The sequence below is a fragment of the Halobacillus aidingensis genome, assembly GCF_900104185.1.
Classification (GTDB): Bacteria; Bacillota; Bacilli; order Bacillales; family Halobacillaceae; genus Halobacillus; species Halobacillus aidingensis.
The window spans coordinates 108,140-128,678 of record NZ_FNIZ01000007.1 but is presented as its reverse complement, the minus strand read 5'-3'; the positions used below and the strand labels follow the sequence as shown (position 1 = coordinate 128,678).

21 protein-coding genes, 1 pseudogene and 1 riboswitch are annotated in these 20,539 nt (G+C 39.9%); of the genes and pseudogenes, 8 read left to right on the top strand and 14 right to left on the bottom strand.

Annotation, left to right across the window (positions count from 1 at the left end):
* Window positions 1-47: 47 nt before the first annotated feature.
* The 4 genes from BLS23_RS09040 to BLS23_RS09025 form a co-directional block, all read right to left on the bottom strand.
* A complete protein-coding gene (locus BLS23_RS09040; protein WP_089652221.1) occupies window positions 48-902 on the bottom strand; it encodes a carbohydrate ABC transporter permease in 855 nt (284 codons plus the stop codon).
* 5 nt (window positions 903-907) lie between these two features.
* The gene (locus tag BLS23_RS09035; protein WP_089652220.1) at window positions 908-1,891 is read right to left on the bottom strand and encodes a carbohydrate ABC transporter permease; all 984 of its coding nucleotides are present in this window, start codon (window positions 1,889-1,891) and stop codon (window positions 908-910) included.
* Between the two features lie 89 nt (window positions 1,892-1,980).
* Window positions 1,981-3,333: an ABC transporter substrate-binding protein gene (locus BLS23_RS09030; RefSeq protein WP_089652219.1), complete on the bottom strand. Its 1,353-nt coding sequence runs from the start codon at window positions 3,331-3,333 to the stop codon at window positions 1,981-1,983.
* Window positions 3,334-3,438: 105 nt separating this feature from the next.
* The gene (locus BLS23_RS09025) at window positions 3,439-4,434 is read right to left on the bottom strand and encodes a LacI family DNA-binding transcriptional regulator (RefSeq protein ID WP_089652218.1); all 996 of its coding nucleotides are present in this window, start codon (window positions 4,432-4,434) and stop codon (window positions 3,439-3,441) included.
* A 746-nt stretch (window positions 4,435-5,180) separates the two neighbouring features.
* A riboswitch (cobalamin riboswitch) is annotated at window positions 5,181-5,383 on the top strand.
* A gap of 175 nt (window positions 5,384-5,558) precedes the next feature.
* Here BLS23_RS09025 and BLS23_RS09020 point away from each other — a divergent pair.
* From BLS23_RS09020 to prpB, 4 genes are all read left to right on the top strand, one after another.
* Window positions 5,559-5,780 (top strand): hypothetical protein, encoded by a 222-nt coding sequence (locus BLS23_RS09020; protein ID WP_089652217.1) that lies wholly within the window; start codon window positions 5,559-5,561, stop codon window positions 5,778-5,780.
* 41 nt (window positions 5,781-5,821) lie between these two features.
* On the top strand, window positions 5,822-6,937 hold the full coding sequence (gene mmgD / locus BLS23_RS09015) for a citrate synthase (protein WP_089652216.1): 1,116 nt from the start codon (window positions 5,822-5,824) through the stop codon (window positions 6,935-6,937).
* Window positions 6,938-7,010: 73 nt separating this feature from the next.
* Complete coding sequence (locus tag BLS23_RS09010; protein ID WP_089652215.1) at window positions 7,011-8,453, top strand: bifunctional 2-methylcitrate dehydratase/aconitate hydratase; 1,443 nt, start codon at window positions 7,011-7,013, stop codon at window positions 8,451-8,453.
* Window positions 8,454-8,473: 20 nt separating this feature from the next.
* Window positions 8,474-9,394 (top strand): methylisocitrate lyase, encoded by a 921-nt coding sequence (gene prpB, locus BLS23_RS09005; RefSeq protein WP_089652214.1) that lies wholly within the window; start codon window positions 8,474-8,476, stop codon window positions 9,392-9,394.
* A 96-nt stretch (window positions 9,395-9,490) separates the two neighbouring features.
* Here prpB and BLS23_RS09000 read toward each other — a convergent pair whose 3' ends face one another.
* The 5 genes from BLS23_RS09000 to BLS23_RS08980 all read right to left on the bottom strand — a co-directional run bounded on the left by BLS23_RS09000 (window position 9,491) and on the right by BLS23_RS08980 (window position 13,221).
* Entirely contained in the window at window positions 9,491-10,744 is a 1,254-nt protein-coding gene (locus BLS23_RS09000) for an aminopeptidase (RefSeq protein ID WP_089652213.1), read from the bottom strand.
* A 173-nt stretch (window positions 10,745-10,917) separates the two neighbouring features.
* Entirely contained in the window at window positions 10,918-11,202 is a 285-nt protein-coding gene (locus BLS23_RS08995; RefSeq protein ID WP_089652212.1) for a hypothetical protein, read from the bottom strand.
* Between the two features lie 90 nt (window positions 11,203-11,292).
* Window positions 11,293-12,087 (bottom strand): phosphotransferase, encoded by a 795-nt coding sequence (locus BLS23_RS08990; RefSeq protein ID WP_089652211.1) that lies wholly within the window; start codon window positions 12,085-12,087, stop codon window positions 11,293-11,295.
* Between the two features lie 150 nt (window positions 12,088-12,237).
* Window positions 12,238-12,528: an RNA polymerase alpha subunit C-terminal domain-containing protein gene (locus tag BLS23_RS08985; protein WP_089652210.1), complete on the bottom strand. Its 291-nt coding sequence runs from the start codon at window positions 12,526-12,528 to the stop codon at window positions 12,238-12,240.
* 222 nt (window positions 12,529-12,750) lie between these two features.
* Window positions 12,751-13,221, bottom strand: a complete 471-nt coding sequence (locus BLS23_RS08980; RefSeq protein WP_089652209.1) for a DinB family protein — start codon at window positions 13,219-13,221, stop codon at window positions 12,751-12,753.
* Window positions 13,222-14,450: 1,229 nt separating this feature from the next.
* Between BLS23_RS08980 and BLS23_RS08970 the strand changes: the two genes are divergently transcribed.
* The 3 genes from BLS23_RS08970 to BLS23_RS22010 all read left to right on the top strand — a co-directional run bounded on the left by BLS23_RS08970 (window position 14,451) and on the right by BLS23_RS22010 (window position 15,670).
* Complete coding sequence (locus tag BLS23_RS08970) at window positions 14,451-14,771, top strand: ArsR/SmtB family transcription factor (RefSeq protein WP_089652208.1); 321 nt, start codon at window positions 14,451-14,453, stop codon at window positions 14,769-14,771.
* A 213-nt stretch (window positions 14,772-14,984) separates the two neighbouring features.
* Window positions 14,985-15,500: an SRPBCC domain-containing protein gene (locus tag BLS23_RS08965; RefSeq protein ID WP_089652207.1), complete on the top strand. Its 516-nt coding sequence runs from the start codon at window positions 14,985-14,987 to the stop codon at window positions 15,498-15,500.
* A gap of 44 nt (window positions 15,501-15,544) precedes the next feature.
* Window positions 15,545-15,670: a VOC family protein gene (locus BLS23_RS22010; RefSeq protein WP_341845043.1), complete on the top strand. Its 126-nt coding sequence runs from the start codon at window positions 15,545-15,547 to the stop codon at window positions 15,668-15,670.
* Window positions 15,671-15,794: 124 nt separating this feature from the next.
* On the opposite strand, the gene BLS23_RS08955 is transcribed toward BLS23_RS22010, so the two are convergent.
* The 5 genes and pseudogenes from BLS23_RS08955 to BLS23_RS08935 form a co-directional block, all read right to left on the bottom strand.
* Window positions 15,795-16,487 (bottom strand): hypothetical protein, encoded by a 693-nt coding sequence (locus BLS23_RS08955; RefSeq protein ID WP_089652206.1) that lies wholly within the window; start codon window positions 16,485-16,487, stop codon window positions 15,795-15,797.
* Window positions 16,488-16,597: 110 nt separating this feature from the next.
* Window positions 16,598-17,152: an alpha/beta fold hydrolase gene (locus BLS23_RS08950; protein WP_089652205.1), complete on the bottom strand. Its 555-nt coding sequence runs from the start codon at window positions 17,150-17,152 to the stop codon at window positions 16,598-16,600.
* A 150-nt stretch (window positions 17,153-17,302) separates the two neighbouring features.
* Window positions 17,303-17,737: an NUDIX hydrolase gene (locus BLS23_RS08945; protein WP_089652204.1), complete on the bottom strand. Its 435-nt coding sequence runs from the start codon at window positions 17,735-17,737 to the stop codon at window positions 17,303-17,305.
* Between the two features lie 374 nt (window positions 17,738-18,111).
* Window positions 18,112-18,564 (bottom strand): VOC family protein, encoded by a 453-nt coding sequence (locus BLS23_RS08940; protein WP_089652203.1) that lies wholly within the window; start codon window positions 18,562-18,564, stop codon window positions 18,112-18,114.
* Window positions 18,565-19,156: 592 nt separating this feature from the next.
* A pseudogene (locus BLS23_RS08935) lies at window positions 19,157-19,453 on the bottom strand (carboxymuconolactone decarboxylase family protein); the annotation flags it as partial.
* Between the two features lie 484 nt (window positions 19,454-19,937).
* Between BLS23_RS08935 and BLS23_RS08930 the strand changes: the two are divergent.
* Entirely contained in the window at window positions 19,938-20,135 is a 198-nt protein-coding gene (locus BLS23_RS08930; RefSeq protein ID WP_035543224.1) for a cold-shock protein, read from the top strand.
* Window positions 20,136-20,539: the final 404 nt, after the last annotated feature.

Genomic DNA, 20,539 nt, shown 5'->3' with positions numbered 1-20,539 from the left:
CAGTCGGCGTTTTTCCACTTTTCGCCTGACATTAACGATAAAATCATTTAGTTTTTTGAACCGGTGTGTGTTAAACCTTGGACGTAGTATCTTTGCAGAAAAGCAAATATCAACAGCATCGGCACAGTGGCAATCGTTAACGCAGCCATCACCTGCCCCCACTTGATTGGTGGTTCGTTCATGAAGTACTGCAGCCCAATCTGGATCGTACGCATACTCTCATCCGAAGCGACAACAAGCGGCCAGAGGAAATCATTCCAGTGGTTGATAAATAAGACGATCGCCACAGTCGCAAAGACCGGTTTAGAAAGCGGGACAATAATCCGGAAGAAAATGCCGATTTGAGAACAGCCATCGATTTTGGCCGCTTCCTCCAATTCTTTAGGAAAGTCGAGGAAAAACTGCCGGAATAAAAAAATGGCAAAAGCATTCGCGATAAACGGGACAATCAACCCTGTGTACGTATTCACCCATCCAAGGTCATACACCAAAACGTAGAGGGGCAGAAAGATACTTTCCGGCGGGATGATCAAGGTCGCGATAATGACACCAAGCCAGAAACCGGCCAGTGGAAAACGAAACCGTGCCAGGGCATAACCTGCCATGGAGTTGACAATAAGCCCAAAGACAATGATGCCGGTCGTATAAATCAAGCTGTTCAAAATGTACTTCATAAGGTCGACACGTTGAAAAGCGGCGATATAGTTGGCGAAATATCCCCCTTCAACTTCACTCGGAGCCGGAGGCAGAAAGGCTTTCAGTGATTTCATATCCCTGAAAATCTGAAACTCATCTTTCAACGATGAAACGAGCATCCATATTAATGGAAAGAGAAAGATGAATGTGAGTAAAGTCAAAGAAACATATAAGACGACTCGCTGGATTCCTTTCTTTCTTTTCATAGCTTTTACCCCCTCTCCTCACGAATAAGTACACGCTGAATAATGGTGATGGTAAGGACAATCAATGTGAATACGACAGCCATGGCTGAGGCATAACCGACATCACGGTAGTTGAATCCCGTTTCATAGATGTGATAGACGAGAGACTTGGTAGACCCAAGCGGTCCGCCCTGTGTCATGATCATCGGCTGAACGAGTAATTTAAAGGCAGCAATACTGATGGTGATAAAAATGAACAGTGCAATGTTTTTCAAACCTGGCAGAGTGACATGTAAAAACTTCTGCCAATTGCTTGCTCCATCAATATCTGCCGCTTCATACAAATGGTTCGGTATGTTTTGAAGGCCTGCCAGGAAAATCATCATCTGGAACCCGGCCCCCTGCCAGACAGACATGACAATAATGGAATTCATAGCCTGATCCGGGCTTGTAAGAAATGGTTGTGGGGAAATCCCTATAAGTCCGAGCAGCTGGTTGATCAATCCTTCGTTTGGATTGTACATGAACGTCCAGAGAATCGATACCACAACCAAAGACATCACGACAGGCGAGAAAAACGCTGTTCGGAAAAACACGCGAAACTTTAATTTTTTATTAATGAGCAAGGCTAGCCCTAACGCGACCGCCAGCTGGACAGGAACGACGATGACAGAAAAGTAAACGGTATTCCAAAAGGCCTGCCGGAATTGAGCATCCTGCCATATATAAGAAAAATTCTCGAACCCGATAAATGAAATATCATCCGGTTTTAAAATATAGAAATCTGTAAAACTATAATAGAAAGCGGCCCCCATCGGATACAAAAGGAATACACCCAGAAGAATTAATGCAGGAGCTAGAAAGAAGTAGCCTGTCACAGCTTCCTGGAAGGCCTGTGACCTTCTTCTTTTCTTCCTTTTTGGCGGCACCTTTTTGATCGATGGTTCTGACGGAGCCTTATAGTGATCGTGATCGGTCAGTGGTTTTGCAGAAGAACTGTTCCCTTTCATATGTGTTCACCCTCTCTTTCAAACCCGTAGACGGTCGTTAAAAATCAGAGGGAGCCTGCAGCACTCACAGGCCCCGTCCAATCGTTGGACTATTCTTCAAAACGTTTCAATTCACGCTCGACACGCTGGACCTGCTGTTCTACCACACTCTCGACATCTTCACCCAGAGCAGCAGCGTGGAAAGATTGAGCAAATGCATCTGTCAATACCGGATAAGCTGGTGTAGACGGGCGGGCATGGGCGGTTTGGATCACTTGTTCCTTCATAACGCTCCATGGAAGCTCATTGAATTTTTCCATGGTTTCGAACGCAGATTTCTGTGCCGGTGGCATGCCTGTGGCTTTCGAAATTTTGATCGTTGCTTCTTCATTCGTCATCCATTTCATAAGCTCGACAGCTGCTTCAGGATTTTCTGTGTTATTCGTTACCGCATAAGCCATGCTTCCGGATGGAGACACTTTTTCATCTTTGTAAGGGTACGGCATCATTCCCCAGTTCAAGCCGGCGTCTTCAGCAGAAACGGCAATCCATGGACCGCCTAAAGCAAGGGCTGCATTTCCTTCCTCAAACTGCATCTCCCCAGGACTATCAGTAACCACACCTTCAGCGAATAGCTCTTTTACATAGTTCAATGCTTCAATGGTTTCAGGACTATTCAGATAACCATCAACTGTCGTACCATCCTCGGAAATCAATGCGCCTCCGTTCGACCAGGCAAGCGGTGCTCCCATGAACGTCAGCCATTCACCAACGCCATAGTTCATGAACAAGTTCAGTCCATAACGGTCTTCGGTCGTCATTTTCTTGGAATTCTCCATCAATTCATCCCATGTCCACGCTTCTTCGATAGAATCAGCCGGCTCGATCCCTGCCTCATCCAACAAGTCTTTGTTGTAATAAAGCATGACGGAAGCTTCCATGGCGCCTAAGGAATACAATTGATCGTTGTATGTGCCTTGTTGAATGATCGAATCTACATATTGGCTTTTCGTTTCTTCGTCGATATATTCGTCAATCGGCTGAATCACTCCAGCTTCAGCAAAGCTTGAGACGTAAGGGCCGTCGACGGCCATCACATCTGGAAGGTTGCCTGCTACAAGAGCGGCATTGATGCTGTCACTGTAAGCACTTGCTCCGTCATCAATGATGACTTCTGCGTTGACATGAATGTCCTCATGCTCTTTGTTGAAAGCATCAATCAACTCAATGTACGCATTCGTCTCGTCTTCACCTGTCTGGTGAATCCAGAAATCAAGCATCACCTCTTCGTCCCCTGTAGCTTCAACACTTGTTTCAACAGAGCCCGTTTCTACAGTGTCACTTGTTGTGTTCTCCCCGGAACTCCCACTTTCGCCTTCTGAGTTCGCGTTACTGTCACTCGAACAAGCCGCAAGCATCAACACGACTAAAACCCCTGCCAACAACAATGATAATTTTTTCATCCTCCGTACCTCCCATTTCATAATTGAACGCTGACAACCAACCTTCCATTCCATAAAAACGTTTACGTAATCGTTTACTTTATGGTTAAAAAGAGAAGGTTCTCTTTAAAAGGAACCTCTCTGTACCAACTCTGAATCGAGCATGACTTCTGTATATTTCTCTTGTGATCCATTTATTCTCTTAAGCAGCTGCTCAACAGCGACTTTTCCAATCTCAAACGCCGGCTGCCTGACGACAGATAAAGGTGGTGACGTGATCTTCATCCAATCATAATCGTCATAGCCTATAATGCCGATTTCCTCAGGTATTTGAACCTGATGTTCCTTAAGGTAAGAAACAGCTCCCATCGTCATGACATTATTGGCGATAAACAAAGCCGTTACTCCTGCTTCATGAAGCTCTTTCGCTAACTGATAGCCTAGTTCAAAGGTGGCTGGCCCTTCTTTGATAAACTCGTTCCTTACGGGAAGCCCTTTTTCTTCCAGGGCTTGTTTATACCCATTCAAGCGTTCATCACTAGTCGTAATCCCGAGGGTGCCTGTGATAAAGCCGATCCGCTCGTACCCTTTGTTAAGGAGAGCAGCGACTGCCTCATACGACCCGCGAAGGTTATCAACAAGAACCATGTCCCCTTCAATGCCGCTCGGATGTCGGTCGATATAAACAACGGGATAGTCACCGGTTAATTCCTGCTTATACGCTGAATCTTTCCCGTTGACAGGAGCGATGATCAATCCGTCAATCAATTGTGTATTGAAAACGCGGATTTGATCTTTTTCCGTTCCTTCATCTTCATCGGAATTGCTAAGTATTAAGTTATATCCATTTTCTTTCAACACCTTTTCAATTCCATTCGCAATGCTCATGAAGAAGAAATTCGATGTATCTTCGGCAACTAACGGAACTAAAAGTCCGATCGTATTCGATTTACGGCTTCTAAGACTTCTTGCGATCCGGTTCGGCTGGTAATTCAGATCCTTCATCGCCAGGTAAACTTTCTGTTTGGTCTCATCGGCTACAAATCTGGTCTCATTGATCACATGAGATACGGTTGCTGTAGAGACTTGGGCTTTTTTTGCAACATCTTTAATAGAAACCATGGTTAATCCTCATTTCTAAAACTCACTTAATCGTTTACGTAATCGATTACCTTAAGTAGACTATACTCCATGTAAACGTTTTCGTCAATGTGTTTTATATATCTTTTTTTGCTTATGAAATAGAAAATGACTTTGAATTCATGAAAAAAAGTGGTCCCCTACCACGACACGTTAAAACTTTAGCGATATGGGGGCAGGCACTTTTTTATGCGTTATTTCGCAAAATTCCATTACTGTTTTTACGTGTGAATTAGTCTATTGTATAGTGAGACAAGAAAATATTTACCAGGAGGTTTTTAATTGAAATTGACTCTAAGTCTAATAGGCTTATTATTAATAGCAGCTATATCACTATATAACATTTTTAACAGAGACCTTCCTAGTACTCAGATTTCAGCTTTTACTGTACATGCTTTTACATTAGGTGGAGTAATAGCCATATATATAAGTTACCTTAAGAAGAAGAAAAGCAAATAATTTATTCCCAAATGAGCCTAAAAAAATGCCTTCCCCACCACTCAATCACTAGCAGTGGGGGCCAGGCACTTTTTTTGAATAGTAACACTCGGCTTTTAAAATAGATTTCATAATAGAATCGATTCCATTCTTACAGCCATGAGGTTTAAACATATCAATAATTTCACTTTCCGTCTTACTAAAAGATTTCAATCACCTTGTTTATCACTCATATTTTAGAAATAATTGTCTATTTTCAAAATCTTTGTTATATTGAAAAGGTCATAACTGAATATGTTTCAGACTCAGGTGCAAATAAGCTTGTTCAAGCTTATTTGCTTAAAAGGGAAATCGGTGTAAATCCGATGCTGTCCCGCAACTGTATTTGGGAGCAAACTGGAAAGACCACTGTTCTCCGTTAAAAACGGGAATGGGAAGGAGCCAGGGAGTGATGATCATAAGCCAGGAGACCTGCCTTTGTCAGCGAACATCCATACCTACGAGGATAGGAGGTGTTAAGTGCGAGTGAAAGAGTTTGGACCAGTGGGTGCTCTATACCTGATGTATTGGTTTTATACTCTATTAAATTGCAAATCTCAACTTAACAACTTTCTCTGAAAGTTGTTTTTTTATTGCCTTCATTTCCATTTGATTAGAGGTGTTTTTCTTTGACCATTGCAACCGAGTATTACGTCAATAGATTCAAAGCTTGTATTATGAATCACCTGTATTCTTCCGTTTCCTGTTCACTCGAATCGACCTATAACGAATTAAAAAAAGAGATACCCAGTGAGGACGGCCAAGAGCAGGAGATGGATAATCTCGATGCCGCCTATACCCTTGTTCATGAGGAAGTGAGTGGATATCCGCAGGTGCCTTCAAAAGTTTAAATACTTATTTTGAAAGCGTTAACAAAAAAGGAGGAATTTTCATGGCAGAGCAAACAGCCTACAAACCAGGTTTAGACGGTGTCATTGCAACCGAAACAAAACTGTCTTATTTAGATGTTGATGCGGAAGAAATCGTCCTTCGTGGATATGAACTCATTGAGCTAGCCGAGAACAAACAATATCTTGATTTAGTCCAGCTTTTACTTCAAGGTGTACTCCCTGATGACGAACAACGCTCCTCTCTTGAACAAGAATTGAAAAAAGAATATGACCTGCCTGCTGATTTCTTTTCCCTATTCAGCAAACTGCCTAAAGAAACCAACCCGATGGACGCTTTACGAACAGGGATATCTGCCCTTGCAGGGTACGAAAAAAATTTAGATGGACGGCGGGAGGAGGAAATCAGCAAGACCGCTCTCAGGCTGCTGGCAAAAATTCCAAATATCGTGGCGAACAGCTATCACATCCTTCATGATGAAGCTGTCGTCGAACCCAAACAGGAACTTCCCTATAGTACCAATTTCTTATACATGATTACAGGAAAAGAGCCGACTCAAGCGGAAGCAGACTATTTTGATCAGTCTTTGATGGTATATAGCGAACATGAAATGCCAAATTCGACCTTCGCAGCACGTGTGATCGCTTCGACAAACGCTGACATTTATGGAGCCCTCACTGGAGCAGTGGCTTCATTGAAAGGAAACCTCCACGGTGGAGCGAATGAAGCAGTCATGCACATGCTGTTAGAAGGAGAAACAACGGATGGATTCCGCCATCTTCTCTATGAAAAACTTAATAATAAAGAAAAAGTCATGGGTTTCGGACACCGTGTGTACATGAAGAAGATGGACCCTAGAGCAGCTCTTATGAAAGAAGCGTTACGTGAACTGGCTGTAGAGAGAAAACGCGAAGATCTTTTTGAGATGTGCGAAGCAGGAGAACAGCTGATGAAAGAAGAAAAGGGTTTATATCCGAACCTGGACTATTATGCCGCACCCGTCTACTATCTCTTAGGTATACCGATTGATTTGTACACCCCGATATTTTTTGCTGCCCGCACGCTTGGGTTGTGTGCTCACGTATCTGAACAATATACCAACAACAAATTGTTCAGGCCGAGAGTTCTCTATACGGGGCCTCGTGGTCTGCACCCTTAATCGCAAGCTGCCGGGCTGGTCCCGGTCGGCTTTTACAAACATCATTTTAAAAATAAAAAAGGTGGCGATGAAAATGACAGAAGTGAAAATAAATACGGCTCAGTCGACGGATCAAGTGATGGATCGCATTGCAGAGTACGCGGTTTACGGGAACATCACAAGCGAGGAAGCTTTAGAAACCGCCCAATACGTGCTGATGGACACATTAGGTTGCGGCTTTTTAGCCTTACGTTATCCGGAATGTACGAAGCACTTAGGACCTATTGTTCCTGGCACCGTCGTTCCGAATGGCTCCCGCGTACCCGGTACGTCCTATGAATTGGACCCCGTCCACGCAGCTTTTAATATAGGATGCATGATCCGCTGGCTCGATTACAATGATACATGGCTTGCCGCAGAATGGGGACATCCTTCCGACAACTTAGGGGGAATCCTGGCAATTTCCGATTACATCAGCCGTAAACGAATTTCAGAGGGGAAAGAACCGCTGAAAATGGATGATGTTCTTGAGAATATTGTAAAAGCTCATGAAATCCAGGGGGTCTTAGCTTTGGAAAACAGCCTCAACCGTGAGGGGCTTGACCATGTTCTCTACGTAAAAATAGCCACAACAGCAGTCGTAACAGCCATGTTAGGTGGCAGTAAAGAAGACGTAGTGAACGCAGTTTCCCAAGCCTGGATTGATAACTCGAGTCTTCGTACTTACCGCCATGCCCCAAACACAGGCTCCCGAAAATCATGGGCGGCCGGAGATGCAACAAGCCGTGGTGTAAGGCTCGCCTTGATGACGATGAACGGAGAAATGGGATACAAAACTGCCTTGTCTGCACCTGGCTGGGGATTTCAGGATGTACTTTTCGGAGGAAAAGAACTCACCTTAGCACGTCCATTCGATTCTTATGTGATGGAAAATATCTTATTCAAGATTTCATTCCCAGCTGAATTTCATGCCCAAACGGCAGCAGAAGCAGCTATACAACTTCATGACCAGGTCAAAGGAAGAATCGACGAGATCGAGCGTGTAACCATTACGACACATGAATCTGCTATCCGAATCATTGATAAAAAAGGACCACTGCATAACCCTGCGGACCGTGATCACTGTTTGCAATACATCACAGCCATCGGTCTATTATATGGATCTTTGAATGCAGACCATTATGAAGACGAGGTAGCCGCGAATCCTGAAATCGACCGTCTGCGAAACATTATGGTTACCATTGAAAATGAACAGTACAGCAAAGACTACCTTGATCCTGACAAACGTTCCATCGCCAATGCCGTTCAAGTGTTCTTTAATGATGGCACCTCTACAGAAGAGATCGCTATCGAGTATCCGATCGGCCATCGACGTCGCCGTGACGAAGGAATCCCGCTCCTATTGAATAAATTTCAAAATAATTTAAAGACACGCTTTCCATTCCGTCAAGTGAACCGTATCCTTAACCTTTGTGAGGATTATGATGAGCTGACGGATACTCCAGTCAACCAATTCATGGAGCTGTTTAGAATTTAAATGGTAAGGAGGAAAACCATATGTCATGGATATTCGAATCCACATCTACCCAGCCAGAAAGAGCAGAAGTTTTCAAACGCCTGATTGATCAACCAGAATTGTTGAAAATTCCAGGTGCTCACGATGGTATGTCAGCAAAAATTGCAAAAGATGTCGGATTCCAAGCCATTTATTTATCCGGAGCTGCCTATACAGCAAGTCGAGCGCTTCCAGACTTAGGACTCATCTATTCGAACGAAATGGCGGAAAAAGCACAGGAACTTATCCGAGCCTCGGACCTCCCCCTGCTTGTTGATATCGATACGGGTTATGGTGGCGTCATTAATGTAGCCCGAGCAGCAAGGGAAATGGTCGAAGCCGGGGTGGCCGCTGTACAAATCGAAGATCAGCTATTACCGAAGAAATGTGGTCATTTAAATGGTAAAAAGCTGATTGAATCTGAAGAAATGATGCAAAAAATCCGCACGATCAAAGAAGTCGCTCCAACCCTTGTCATCATAGCACGGACGGATGCCAAGTCTGTAGAAGGTATGGACAAAGCCATTGACCGTGCGAACCAATATGTAAAAGCAGGGGCTGATGCGATCTTCCCGGAAGCTTTAACGAGTGAGGAAGATTTTCGCCATGCCTCTTCCGCCATTCAAGCTCCCCTGTTAGCAAACATGACCGAGTTCGGCAAGACACCATATTTCACAGGCGAAGACTTCAGCTCGTTCGGGATGGACATGGTCATTTATCCAGTCACCTCCCTTCGTGTTGCTGCCAAAGCTTATGAACGAATCTTTACAGAGATTATGACTTCCGATACTCAAAAAGAAAAGCTTGAGGATATGCAATCACGTGAAGAACTATATGAAACCATTAAGTATTACGATTATGAAGCATTGGACAAAAAAGTAGCGAGAACCGTCCTTCCTGAAATAGGTAAAGAAAATAAGTAAACAAACAAAGAGAAAGGTCGTTCCTTTCTCTTTGTTTGTGTGATACTGTTGTTCCTCCTCAATTACCTTAAATATAGGTCACTGCCGATTCGGCTCTTAGAATTGGAAATCCCCATCCTCCATTAGCAGGACTTCAGTTCCACCTTTTTTAATACCTACTACTTTCATATCTTCGGTACCAAAGGTCACATTGACTGACAATAGTGAAGTATTCAGACCCGCTACCTTCAACTCTTCCTCGGATTGGTCAATGCCATTTTGGATATTGGAGGGCGATGCATTTCCGATTCCAATATGACAGGACGTATTTTCATCAAACAAGGTATTGTAAAAAAGAGTATCTGCCTGAGCAAGAGGAGATTTATTAGAGACCAAGGCAATTTCACCCAGATAGTGTGAACCTTCGTCTGTTTCGATGAGATTTTGTAACACTTCCTGTCCCTTTGCGGCATAATAGTCTGTAATCCGGCCATCTTTAAAAATAAGATAAAATTCATCGATGACCCTTCCCCCATAGATCAGAGGTTTAGTACCTACCAATTTGCCGTTCACCCTATTTTTATGGGGAGCAGTAAATATTTCTTCCGTAGGAATGTTCGGAAAGAAAGGTATTCCATTTTTATCTGTGACACCCCCACCGATATAGAAATGATTTTTAGGTAGACCAACTAATAAATCAGTTCCACGGCTATTTGTAAAATGCAGGGCTTCAAATTGGCTCTCGTTTAGGTTTTTTTTTCGAGACTCGAAGGCTCTATTGTGACTCTCCCAATCTTTTATAGGATTTTTCCCATCTGCCCGAGATCCTTTTAAAATTAATTTCCATAATGATTGTAAAGCTCTTTCTTTACTCAGGTTGGGATATACTTTAGTTGCCCATTCAACGTTTGGGACAGCTAAAAGACACCAGCGTATCTCGTGGGATCTAATTTTTGCATAATAATCCCTCAATTTAGTACGAGAAGCTTTTTGGAAACGATTGATCCTTTCTGTAGAAACTTCCTTAAAGACATCTAAGTTCTCAGAAATGATATGTATGTAAGCAGCACCTGCCTCGTCCCATTCCTTAAAACGAGCAGCCTGCCAATCAGGAAAGTGATCAATGACGCGATCTGCTGCCCTTAGGTAAAATTCTTTGGTAGACTGTTCATCTGTCCAATCTATAAATACATTTGAAGCTCCTGCCTCGTAGGCTGCCGTTTGGATTAGACGTGCAAACGCAGCATTTTGTATATCACTATGAATAATCAATAGTTGATTTTTTTGCAGATTTACACCAGCTCGTACAGCAAGTTCTGCATACTTTTTTAACTGTGCTTGACTTATACATTCATATATTCCATCAATCATTTAATATCCCCCTGTGATGTTCTTGTAAATATGTTTATTCAAGAAATGCCCTCTTTACTTGAAGACTCGAAGTCGAGATATCTTCGAGTTTACCTTGAATTAACGCACCCTTAAGTTATATACAAAGACTTACACAATGGTTGAATATTAAATAAATGATGTGTATTAAGTCATTATTTATTATGTATTCGTTCCAAAAATATGGGTGCTATATTTAGTAATATAGAAACAATTGTCAAAAACCAAAATGCCCTTGCCATAGCAGGTATGACATCCGATAAAGCTGCCCAATCTTCTGCTTTTACCCACCGAGATAGATAACTGTAATCTGCACAAATTGTTAATGCTGTAAATGATAATCCCATCGCCATAGCAAGTTTATAATCCTTTCCTGCTTTATACATGTAAAGATTTATAAAAGTCGCTACTATAGCAATAACCCCTAATATGATCCACATATTTAAAAATGGCCCCCTTTACTGTAAGACTTGATTCGAGATATCAGAAAATCTAGCAATAGCCACTCATGATTCACTTAATAATTCTGATCAAATCCACTCTCTTCCATGTTCACGAATGAATTCAATATCCTTTTCATAATGATCCAGGTGACCTTCGTTTATCATTTTTTGAAATGCAGTATCTCCTTCATTTGACTTTCTCTTCATGTATTTACATAACCCTTCTAACCGCAACAACACTATTTCTAAATAGCCTTCATCTATACCTTCAATACCGTAAGAATCAAAAAATATCTTAATTCTTGCTTTGATCCGTTCTGCATCATGTGAAACGTTATAATAGACGGCTTCACCTGCTTCATTATGATAAAGTCTGCTTAAAGGAACGCATGTATAAAGCGTGTAGGCTATGTCCCAAAGTCTTGGCCCAGGAGCTGCAACATCAAAGTCAATAATGCCTACTGGCTGTTCATGATTAAAAATAATATTGTACACAGCAAAATCATTATGGCATAGAACCTCTCTATTACTTGGAGTATTGTCAATTGGACTCCACTCATCTATCAACGGAAAGTCACTAACTGCGTCATGATAAAGACGAAGCATTTGTGCTATTTCTTTTAATACATCATTTGACCACATATATCTTTTCAGAGGGTAATTTCCAGCTTCTCCTTCAATGAAGGATAATATCTCCCTATTTTTTTCATCCATACCTAAAAACTTCGGGGCATAATTAAAACCTTTACTCTCTAAATGCTGTAACAATCTATGTATCTTCAAACTGCCAGGTTTTATTTCTCTTCGAACAGTATCTTCAAATACATATACATTTGAGACATTCCCTCCAGCTAGCTTTTCTTCTTCCTCAGAATTTGCCATTGAATTTCTCACCCCTTATTAAGAGTATCTACATTACTCAATCGTCCTTCGTAGTTAGAAAAAAGCGATTGCCTATATTGAACAATCGCCCCCGTTCCTATAAGACTTGGTTTCAAGATAAAATATATAAACGATACAGAATAAGTAAAGTTATTTCTTAAAAGATAATCCCTTCTCTTTCAAAGCTGATTTCAGCTTCGGTAATGACGCTGGACCCATGCCATGAAATTTTAAAACATCTTTTTCATTGTATGTTGATAAAATTTCCAAGGAAGTTACACCGTTGTTTTCCAAGGCTCTTCTAGCCGGCGCTGGCAGTAATGAAAGGAATCCACTTTCAGGCTTTCGCGCGTTTTCACAGATTGGACAAGTTGGACAATCGCTAGTTTTATAATATTTGTGCCCTTTGTCGCATATCCTAATATTTTGATTTGGAGTCATTGAAACATCTCCTTATTAAATATAAATTTGATTACCTATTAAATAACTTTTTCACTCTATATCCAAGATAAACAGTAACGTCTCGTCTTTTTTTGAAGGCAAGACCCCTTTACTTGAAGACTTGATATCGGGATAATAAGTAATAAGCGCATGATTAAGGATAGGATATTGTTAATCCAAGCATTTATTTGACTAGAGTGATCTATAATGAATAAACAACGGTTAACGATTCGATGGCCACGACCCTTGCAATTTTCTGATTTGTATAATTTGGCCTGTATGATAGGCGTCGTGAAGAAAAATGTCTAATAGCTTCTCTTCAAGTGAATTTTTCTCAAGCTTCTCAACAGAAGTTTTACTCAGTACCTCTCGTAACCGATGGTGAGCAGTCTCTGCACGTTCAACGACTATTTTCCAATCCTCATTTTCATTAGATAGTGGGATATAATAAAAGGTCGCATCACCATCAAGGTTGTGTGTCCACTCACGCCCTTCCAAGTTTGCAGCAAGTCGTTCTTTGTAGTAAATGAGATGATTGACGTTTTCCCAGATTGATTTGGTCGCCTCTCCAGCGGGCTTCCAATTGGCTTGTTCTGCTGTGATTCCTTCAATTGCGTGTTTGAATGGTGCATACCAATTCTCATTATCGAATGTTGAATCTAGAATGTTTAATAATAAGTTAATGTGTTTCAAAGTCATCTCCTCCTTGATTTTTAGAATTCCAAAAACCCAATAAATCAACCATTCTGACAAATGTCTTCGCTATTGCCCTAGAATTATTCAAACTACCGAAGTTTGATACGCATCACCACAGGTCTAATTATTTTCACTCTAGCCAGCTGCAATTAAGGAGCTGAATTAAAAAACCATTATCATTTCGACTTACCGAAGGTTGCCTCCGAATATAACTTCGACGTGCTTAAAAATTCCCCTCCCATATCCAACATGCTTTAACCAAAGAAACCACAAATCCTTATTCAAGATGTGCCCCCGATAGTTGAAAGACTCGAATTCGAGGTGTTTTGTGTAAATCTATAAATAGAGCATCAATATTTATAAAATTAAATATTTCTTAAGGTTTCTTACCGTTTTTCCCAAATACTTTACTGAGTTTATTTACAATTACTATCCCCCCGAGACTCATCCCAATGAATCTAACCCAATCAATACCATCCTTTGTGAATATATGAAGACTTGAATGCAGGATACCTCTGAATAAGTCTTTAACTAACACAGACTTTAGTTAAGTATTTCTTGATTAATTTAGCGTTTTTAGTAACTTCTACCTTGTCCTTATGTATGCCATAGATGTTAAAAAAATTAACTTTAGGTCTTATTGAATATCTTGTATCAAAAAAATGATCATATCTGCATTATGAAAACTGTTACTTATCCAATACTCATTGTGAACTCCTTCAATTACCCAACTTTCAGATTGTATTATACTATTTAGATCTTTTCTCTTTCTTGTTCAGTTCTTCTCATATCTAGACTTATGCCTTATCAAAACTACATTATTTAATTCGTAATATGGTATATCTAACTTTGAAGATAATTTTTTTGCTAAAGTGTTTTACTGTACATATGTACGCTTATGTAACTCTCCCTTTATTAAAAGAGTAGCTTCATAGAAAGGAATAGCTTCCCATTCCCTACCCTAAAGCAAAAATTTCTACATAGCCGCCTCAGCACCACCTCATAAGTTTATCTTTTCATGATGAGATGTTGAAAAATTTTTTATAGGTATTTCCTATCGTTCTGAGAAAACTCCCGAACATTCCTTGACGGGAATATTCCTTATAAGGAATAATTAATTTAACACCAAAGAGCGACATAGATTAAAGTGAAAAACTTGGAGGTGATCCATAATGTAACACCATACACTATTTATGAAAAATACACATGTTAGGAGAAAATTCATCATGAACGTACAAACATTTAGTGCACTGGCAGAACCCAACCGTCTTGCTATAGTCGACCTTCTACTTGACGAACCTCTTCCAGTGGGAGAGATTGCGGGGAAGTTAAACCTAAATCAGCCTCAAACTTCAAAACACCTTCGCGTTTTGAGCGAAGCTGGTCTTGTTGAGGTTCAGCCGCTAGCTAATCGTCGGATATATAAGCTAAGACCAGAACCACTTCAAGAGATGGATAAGTGGCTTGACTCCCACCGTCGAATGTGGGAATCGCGGATGGATCGGTTGGAAGGTTATCTCAATAGTTTAAAGGAAAAAAAACACTGAATTGATAATTAGGCAACGAAAACAAAAAAACATCCCGCAGTGCCCCCTTATAACTTATATGGAAAGACTCACAAGTAAAAATAGCAACTTTTGTGACTTATAGTCATCCTTTCCCTAGGAGTATTTAACTTTTACGATCATGAAGATAATGACTTTGCTGTACAGGTGAAGAGTAAATGGAAGAAACTTATACATTTCGAGGGAGGAATTATAATGTCAATCAATGAATTAAAATCTAGAGTAGAGAACGATCGGGTGCTAGTACTGGAGCGCAACTTCGATGCCCCGCGCGACCTCGTGTTTAAAATGTTTAAAGAACCTGAGCATCTCAGGCATTGGTGGGGTCCAAATGGCTGGGAACTTCCAGTATGCCACGTTGATTTCCGACCGGGTGGCACTTGGCATTTCTGTATGAAGTGTATGGATCAGGGTCAAGGAGAATATTATGGGATGGAGTCTTGGGGAAAAGTCGTTTACAAGGATATTATTGAACCAGAGATGATTACTTATACCGATTATTTCTCGGATGCTGATGGTAATATTGACGAAACGATGCCTTCATCCGAGATCACTTTGGAATTCATCGATATGGATGGAATGACGAAGCTAATTAACCGGACAGAGTATGAATCTGCGGAAGCTCTCAATAAAGTCATGGATATGGGCATGCTGCAGGGCATCACAGAAACTTGGAACCGCCTGGAAGAGCATCTGAAAGAAGTTAAATAACTAGTATAAAATCAGTAAGATATCATTCATAATGAAAAGGAGGAATATCAATCACCAATCAAAAAATTGTCCCCCATCTGTGGTTTAATCAGGAAGCCAAAGAAGCAGCACAATTTTATACATCTATTCCCCCTTATTCGAAAAATTACCAATATCACAACACTTCGTAACACGCCATCTGGAGATAGTGACGCCGTATCTTTTCAATGAAAGTGCCTGACCCCCACCACGTTAATACTTTAGCGAAATGGGGGTCAGGCACTTTTTCTTCAACAAATGAGCTATTCATTAAAATTAAAATTCTCTCTTTGTCTCTACATTAATTTCTCCACTAAAAACAGGAGATCTTCCAGTGACTATCATGTTTGTTGTTCTAACTTGATAACTCCAATGGAAACTTTCGTTGGGATAGGAAAGTAACAAAACAATATCCTCACTTTTATATTTCTCTTTTAAACTGTACTCCAGTTGTATTTTGGATACTGTGAGAGAGCTAAAGTACATAAGAATAATCATTAGACATACGAATGCTGTTCCTTTCTTTTTAGGAGTTATAAGGACAACAACCATGAACAAGGCAAGGAACATTATAAATATAAAATCCAATTTACTTACAATACTGAATATAAATTCCTCTTTAACAAAAGGATATAGTAACCGCGCACCATTTCCAATGAAATCAATAAATAAATGTCCAATTAAAATAATGGTAGAAAGCTTTATCCAATATATAAAGAAATTTACTCCTTTTGTAATATAAACATATGTAATCGAAAAAAACATTCCTAAAACGGGACACAGCCACAAAGCATGACTAGATAAAACTCCTAAAACTTTCAACACATCCGGAGACATTACAACAACACTACAAAATACAAATGTCCTTATTTTATTCTGAAAAGACCCATTATCATTAACCATAATTATAGAGGCAATCAAAGCTCCTATGAAAATATGGGGTAAAGACGACAGTATGATACCTAACATAACTTTTTCCTACCCTCCTGATATTAACGCGGATATACTGAATGCTTGAAAGTGCCTGATCCCCACCACGTTAACACTTTAGCGAAGTGGGGGTCAGGCACTTTTTATACTCATCGAGTAGACTCAATATCAAGAACAAGTTCAGGAAGGTCATTCTGAAATAAGTGTCCATAATTCTCAAAGACCCTAGTCTTCGCGTGTGGAAGCTTATATTCGTAGTGTTCGAAATGACTAAAAGGAACAACATCATCATTACGGCTTTGATATAGATAGATTTGCGTGATTTGTGAAACTCTTGAAGAAAAATCATTTGAGAGTTCAAATTCCCGGTTAAACCACTCTTTATCCAGGCCCCAGTATGGGGATCCCATCACAAATAAGCCAGAGATAGATAAATCACAAGCCTCTTCCGAGAGAAACTTTAAAAGGACTGAGCCACCCAGTGAGTGACCAATCAGAACAACGTTACCATTCAATTCAGAAAGTTTTTCTTTTAGTATAGCCTTCCACGAAGCATAACTCGGATTTTCAGGGTTTGGCATGGCCGGACAGGATAAATGGTAATCCTCACTAAGCGATTTTTGTAAGTAGGCGATTAGAGGACTACTTCCCTGCTTTCCTCCCTGTGGACCTGCACTGTGAATAAACAATACTTGCTTCTTCAATTAATAACCTCCCTTATACATTTGCAAACTCAGTTATTTATTCTATTTTGCTAATAAACACACTGCCAAAACTACATAGAATAAACGCCATATACAATATAGTTTTTGAGCAATCGTCCCCAATACAAGAAGACTCGAAGTCAAGATGAATTATTTGTTGTATGCCACATTTCCCCTAAGAATATAAGGTGCTGTTTTGTTTAATATTCCTCTTAATTCCATAGGCAGATGTAAAAACTCTGCTGCCAAATCTAAGTCCATCCAAGTCACTTCTTCAATTTCTTCTGGAAAGGAGATGTTTATTTCACCACCAACTATATTTCCTAAAAAAGTAAAAAAGACTGCATGATGATTTCTTTCTTCAAAAAAAGCTTCCATCACGGAAAAAATTCCACCTACCTTAACCTCTAACCCTGTTTCTTCTTTAACCTCACGCATAGCTGCTTCTTGAAGAGTCTCTCCATACTCTACTGCACCTCCAGGAAGGGTATAGTAAGAGGAATTTTTGCCAGTGTTTTTAACCATCAATATCTTTTCATTCTTTTCATCGGTTAATAATACATATGCTACATCAACCCTCTTCAAAAATTTTCCCTCCTTATATTTAGCATTTAACTAGAGTCACTTCTTTTTATATGTAATAGTGAGATCACCTTTTAAGCTATCGCCCCCTATAAAGGAAGAACCGAATTCGAGCTGAATTTTGACCCTCCTATCTCACGATAAGTGGGATGCTATGTTTAGCTATAGCCCCCTTTTCGTAAAAGACTTGAACTCAAGATAATTTGTGAAAAATAAAACTAACGAACCCATTAATTGAATAACAAACACTAATTAATTGGCTCTTCGGTTTCCCTTACCAACTTCCATTCATCATTAGCAGCACCTTCGAGGTACTTTTCGCACTGCCTTTCTACTTCAGTAAGATATATGAAGGATTTTAATAAAACTTCACTTTCTTATTTCTTATCGAGTTGCTCCGCCAAACCGATTAGAAGCCCTTCGATTCCACGAATATAGCAGAGCCGATACGAGTCCTCGTACTGAACCACTTCGCCAACGAGTTGAGCACCATACTTAGTGAGCCTGGATACCATTTCGTCAATGTCTTCAACGGTGAACATGACGCGCATATAACCGAGGGCGTTTACAGGAGCAGTCCGGTGATCTGATATAGTAGGTGGGGTGAGAAATCGCGAAAGTTCAAGTCGGCTGTGGCCATCTGGGGTAACCATCATAGCAATCTCCACGCTCTGAGAACCCAATCCGGTTACGCGACCAGCCCATTCCCCTTCGACTGTGGCCCGCCCTTCGAGGTTCAAGCCAATCTCCTCGAAAAAAGAGATTGCGTCATCAAGCGATTCTACAACGATGCCGACATTATCCATTCTAAGTAATTTGTTTTTTTCCATTCTTTTATCTCCTTATGTGTAAAAATTCATTTTCTGATTATCTTCATAATTTCTATTAAAAAGCTACAAATTCCTTTCAAATAAAAAATCTTGTCACAGTTCATAATCACAAGGAGAAGTCACAGTAGTAGGAAAATGTGAAATTGGATTTTAGAGTTTGCTTGTTAACGATCATTTACGATTACATCCACATGATCTATCTTATGGATCTTAATAACCCACCACTCCTATATCATGTATCTCCTAAAGAGTTTACTCTTAATTGCTTAACAATTCTCCTCTTATTCCACAAAAAGAGTATATCTTTTCTATAAATATCTTGAATTCAAGCCTTCCAGATAACTGCTCGTTTCTTTAAGACTCAGTTTCAAGATAAATTGAATAATTATATGCATTTATAACTCACTTATATTAAAAACTTCCCAAATAAACGTACTGACCTAAACACGACCTAAACTTAAATTGTTCCCTCTCGCAACATTAATTAAAGATGAAGCTTCCTTAGTAAAAGTATCAATATGTAATAGAGGCGATTACTTGATAAAGTAATCGCCTCTATTATTGGAAACTTATATTTGATATAACTTACCCTTCACTCATCATATGCATTTAACGCATTCACACTGTGAGCAATGGCCGAACCTGCTTTTAATGCCGTAGCCACAAAAATGGCTTCGGCTACCTCTTCTTTTGTAGCTCCCTGTTGCTTCGCGCCTTTCGTATGAACATCGATGCAGTAAGGACAGCCGGTTGTATGTGCGGAAGCTACGGCAATGAGCTCTTTGTCTTTAGCAGAAATAGCTCCATCTTTCATTGATTTTTGATCAAAATCCACAAAAGCATGGAACGCACCTTCATGATGATTGGAAAGTTCTTTGAGACGGCTGTATTGAAAGTGCCTGACCCCCACCACGTTAACACTTTAGCGAAGTGGGGGGGCAGGCACTTTTTCTTTTAAACTGACCTTGAATATCACCTTCTTTCAAAGTGCTTAGGATTAATTGTCTATTTCGTTTAGTGATCCTATTTTCGCGTTCTTTAATAAGATAAACCACAACTTCATCATACATATATGGTTACTTTAATGGATAAACTGAAGGTTAGACTATATTTGATTTGGAGTGTAGACAATGGAATTCGGTGCTTGTCCCCCATTCTGCTAAATCTTTAGCGTAATTGGGAACAGGCACTCAAAAAACTATAGCAGAGCCATTGACGGAAATATCCTTTATTGGTATAATAAAAATTAATTATTCTTGTTCGTTTAAAATGAAAGCAAAAGTAACTAGTAAGTCACTTTTCGTCTAGAATTAATATGCAGAGCAATAATAGTAATACATTGTGGATCAGTTCCACGCAGGAGGTAACATTTTATGTTACAAGGTAATGTTAAATGGTTTAACGAAAGTAAAGGTTTTGGATTTATTGAAGTAGAAGGGCAAGACGATGTATTTGTTCATTTCTCTGCTATTCAAGGCGAAGGTTTTAAAACATTAGAAGAAAACGAGACAGTTTCCTTTGAAATTGTTGAAGGTAATCGTGGACCTCAAGCTGCTAACGTTCAGAAATAATAGTTACTAGTTAAAAAAGAGACTTCCGAATTCGGAAGTCTCTTTTTTGTATCATTGGGCTTTGCTTAGATAAGATTTAGAATTTAATTCCAAACAGCGAAGATTATTTTTTTTGTAAAACTAATAAATAAACCGAGAATCCTAACGAACAACTTCATCACTGAATCATCATAGATGCAAAAAAACTCGTAAGACGTAAGCGTATTATTGAATCCATTTATGCAAAACAGATTTTTATTCTAAGTTTGGACTATCCATCTTCTGAGTACTGACAATGAATTTTACCACCATTGCCATACTTTTTCCCACCAAGTGACAATAATTTCACCATAAAATGACTGACGTTTTACCACTAATTACTTTTTGTATAGTTAAGTGAGCACATTACATTTGTATTACGAAGT

What these genes read in the sequence shown, in the direction of transcription:
- BLS23_RS08940 (WP_089652203.1), bottom strand. Translation starts at nt 18,564, where the DNA reads ATGGAAAAAAACAAATTACTTAGAATGGATAATGTCGGCATCGTTGTA.
- BLS23_RS08990 (WP_089652211.1), bottom strand. Translation starts at nt 12,087, where the DNA reads ATGGCAAATTCTGAGGAAGAAGAAAAGCTAGCTGGAGGGAATGTCTCA.
- BLS23_RS09040 (WP_089652221.1), bottom strand. Translation starts at nt 902, where the DNA reads ATGAAAAGAAAGAAAGGAATCCAGCGAGTCGTCTTATATGTTTCTTTG.
- BLS23_RS08995 (WP_089652212.1), bottom strand. Translation starts at nt 11,202, where the DNA reads ATGTGGATCATATTAGGGGTTATTGCTATAGTAGCGACTTTTATAAAT.
- BLS23_RS08970 (WP_089652208.1), top strand. Translation starts at nt 14,451, where the DNA reads ATGAACGTACAAACATTTAGTGCACTGGCAGAACCCAACCGTCTTGCT.
- BLS23_RS08930 (WP_035543224.1), top strand. Translation starts at nt 19,938, where the DNA reads ATGTTACAAGGTAATGTTAAATGGTTTAACGAAAGTAAAGGTTTTGGA.
- mmgD (WP_089652216.1), top strand. Translation starts at nt 5,822, where the DNA reads ATGGCAGAGCAAACAGCCTACAAACCAGGTTTAGACGGTGTCATTGCA.
- BLS23_RS09010 (WP_089652215.1), top strand. Translation starts at nt 7,011, where the DNA reads ATGACAGAAGTGAAAATAAATACGGCTCAGTCGACGGATCAAGTGATG.
- BLS23_RS09025 (WP_089652218.1), bottom strand. Translation starts at nt 4,434, where the DNA reads ATGGTTTCTATTAAAGATGTTGCAAAAAAAGCCCAAGTCTCTACAGCA.
- BLS23_RS09030 (WP_089652219.1), bottom strand. Translation starts at nt 3,333, where the DNA reads ATGAAAAAATTATCATTGTTGTTGGCAGGGGTTTTAGTCGTGTTGATG.
- BLS23_RS09035 (WP_089652220.1), bottom strand. Translation starts at nt 1,891, where the DNA reads ATGAAAGGGAACAGTTCTTCTGCAAAACCACTGACCGATCACGATCAC.
- BLS23_RS08985 (WP_089652210.1), bottom strand. Translation starts at nt 12,528, where the DNA reads ATGACTCCAAATCAAAATATTAGGATATGCGACAAAGGGCACAAATAT.
- prpB (WP_089652214.1), top strand. Translation starts at nt 8,474, where the DNA reads ATGTCATGGATATTCGAATCCACATCTACCCAGCCAGAAAGAGCAGAA.
- BLS23_RS08965 (WP_089652207.1), top strand. Translation starts at nt 14,985, where the DNA reads ATGTCAATCAATGAATTAAAATCTAGAGTAGAGAACGATCGGGTGCTA.
- BLS23_RS09000 (WP_089652213.1), bottom strand. Translation starts at nt 10,744, where the DNA reads ATGATTGATGGAATATATGAATGTATAAGTCAAGCACAGTTAAAAAAG.
- BLS23_RS08955 (WP_089652206.1), bottom strand. Translation starts at nt 16,487, where the DNA reads ATGTTAGGTATCATACTGTCGTCTTTACCCCATATTTTCATAGGAGCT.